Below are 2,192 nucleotides of genomic sequence, written 5' to 3'. Positions count from 1 at the left end.
TTTTTTGCCGAACAAACCGGTAGTGGATCCAAGTTTTTGTTCTGCAAAAAAGAATCTAGTGGGAGGCAGGAGGGGATGCTCTACTGCTGGCCTGTTCGATAACCTGGTCGACGGACTAGCCCGTTCGTATGGCCTCGATACGGTGACACTGGTGTTGCTCGATCCCGAACATGAAGTGCGTCACCTTTTGCTGTTTAACAACCCAACTAAACCGCTACCCGAAGGGGTGATATTTTGCGATGCGCTCGATGCCGTATCGCCGATTTATCCAAAACTCGTGGGGCCGTTGCTCGGACCGTATCTCGAGGATCGACACGGCGCGATGTTTACCATGGGCGTTGAACCCAAAAGTGTCGCGGTGTTGCCACTTTCGCGCCATGGCAAGACGTTGGGCAGTCTCAACTTTGGTAGTCGCGATGCGCCGCGGTTTACCCGCTATCACGCGACGGACTTTCTGGCTCACCTGGCCGTGATTGCGTCGTTTTGTTTAGAGAACAACATCAACCGCAGCCGCCTGATATGGGCAGGACTGACCGACGTGCTGACCGGTTGGCACAATCGTCGCTATGTGGATGCACGTCTGCCAGAAGAATTTGCGCTCGCGGCCCGCAATGGGCAGCACGTGTCGTTTTTGCTGTTTGATTTGGATCATTTCAAACAGGTGAACGACGAGCATGGCCATGAGACCGGCGACAACGTACTGCGCGAAGTGGCGCGACGCGTACAAAAAGAAATTCGCCTAAGCGATGTCGCGGCACGCTGGGGCGGTGAGGAATTTTTGGTCGTATTGCCCCAAACGGGGCTCAAAGACGCGCTGCAGTTAGCTGAGCGCATTCGCAATGCGGTGTGCGCCACGCCGATTCGCGCCAACGAACAGACGGCGTTGACGGTGACGGTGTCGATCGGCGCCTACGCCACGATGCCGGGCAAACCGGAAGCGGATGGCTACGACAAACAGGTGCGCGAAGCCATCAATCGCGCCGATCAAGCGATGTACGCGGCGAAGGACGGCGGACGTAATCGTGTGAGTATCGCGCCGGACTAACGGCCCTTTTCGCACCGTTTGTGCTAATGGGGCGGTCGTTGGTGCGCCTCGTTAACGCGGAGCGTACGGCCTTTTAACTCGGTGCCATTGATGGCCGTCACCGCGGCGCGAGCGTCATCTTTGTTCATTTCGACAAAACCGAATCCACGTGGGCGGCCGGTTTCATGATCGGTAATGATTTTTACGGACTGTACGGGACCCACGTTGCCGAATAACGCCTCGAGTTCTTCTTGCGTGGTCGTGAACGGCAGGTTGCCGACATAGATAGATGCCATCGTCTTTCCTGTTGTGTGTTGCCAGACAACGGGGTACGACAATATTGAGGCGCGGTTCAGACCCTGCCCCCCGATAGCGGTGCTGAACGGCTGCTTGGCGCGATGCTTGATGATCGTGCGCGCGGGTAAAGTTTAGGGGAACCCCTGATACAATTGCAAACCGGCGCGGCGGCAATATTGTGCTATTACAATCGCTTAAATTCGATTGCGTGCGGACCGGGATATCGGGCGTACCAGCCGCCATGGGCGCATGGGGGTGGCAACGCGCGGTAATTTAGGTCAAAATGTTTTTGAGAATTATTCTCAACAACGTCTAACTCTATTCACTTCAACCGTTTACATAAGGTCATCATGATAAATCCTTTTCTAAAGGCGGGCGGCCGTGCCGCGCGCAGACTCTTTGCCTCTCTTTTTGTCGCGCTAATCGCTGGTCTCACCGGCTGCAGTGAAAATCCGTCGCAAACGACGGAGATGGTCGAAGCGGTTCCCGCAGAGCCTGAAAAGCTGGTGGTGTATTCGTCTCGCAATGAGCAACTCATCAAACCGCTGTTTGACGCCTATACAGCGTCGAGCGGTGTGGATATCGAATTTATCACCGACAAAGACGGTCCGTTGATTCAGCGCCTTCGCGCGGAGGGTGACGCCAGTCCAGCGGACATCTTACTCACGGTCGACGCGGGCAATTTATGGTTTGCCAAGCAGCTGGGTTTGCTTCAACCCATTCAAACGGACACGTTAGATGACGCGGTGCCCGTGCATCTTCGTGATCCCGATCATTTCTGGCATGCGCTTTCCGTGCGCGCACGCACGATCGTGTATCACCCCGACCGTGTCGATGCCGAGACGCTGAGCACGTATGCCGCGTTGGCTGA

The 2,192-nt window shown here is 55.7% G+C and carries 3 protein-coding genes; 2 read left to right on the top strand and 1 reads right to left on the bottom strand.

Annotated features, from left to right (window positions below):
* Window positions 1-1,045: diguanylate cyclase (locus AAF465_17480; protein MEM7084514.1), on the top strand; the 1,045-nt coding region annotated here is incomplete at its 5' end.
* A gap of 23 nt (window positions 1,046-1,068) precedes the next feature.
* Here AAF465_17480 and AAF465_17475 read toward each other — a convergent pair.
* Complete coding sequence (locus tag AAF465_17475; protein ID MEM7084513.1) at window positions 1,069-1,320, bottom strand: RNA-binding protein; 252 nt, start codon at window positions 1,318-1,320, stop codon at window positions 1,069-1,071.
* A gap of 471 nt (window positions 1,321-1,791) precedes the next feature.
* On the opposite strand from AAF465_17475, the gene AAF465_17470 reads away from it, so the two are divergent.
* A partial coding sequence (locus AAF465_17470; GenBank protein MEM7084512.1) for an extracellular solute-binding protein occupies window positions 1,792-2,192 on the top strand: 401 nt, incomplete at its 3' end.

Source organism: Pseudomonadota bacterium (assembly GCA_039028935.1).
GTDB lineage: Bacteria > Pseudomonadota > Gammaproteobacteria > Steroidobacterales > SZUA-146 > SZUA-146.
The sequence above is the reverse complement of the archived record's forward strand: the minus strand, read 5'-3'. Positions and strand labels throughout refer to the sequence as shown.

What these genes read in the sequence shown, in the direction of transcription:
- AAF465_17475 (MEM7084513.1), bottom strand. Translation starts at nt 1,320, where the DNA reads ATGGCATCTATCTATGTCGGCAACCTGCCGTTCACGACCACGCAAGAA.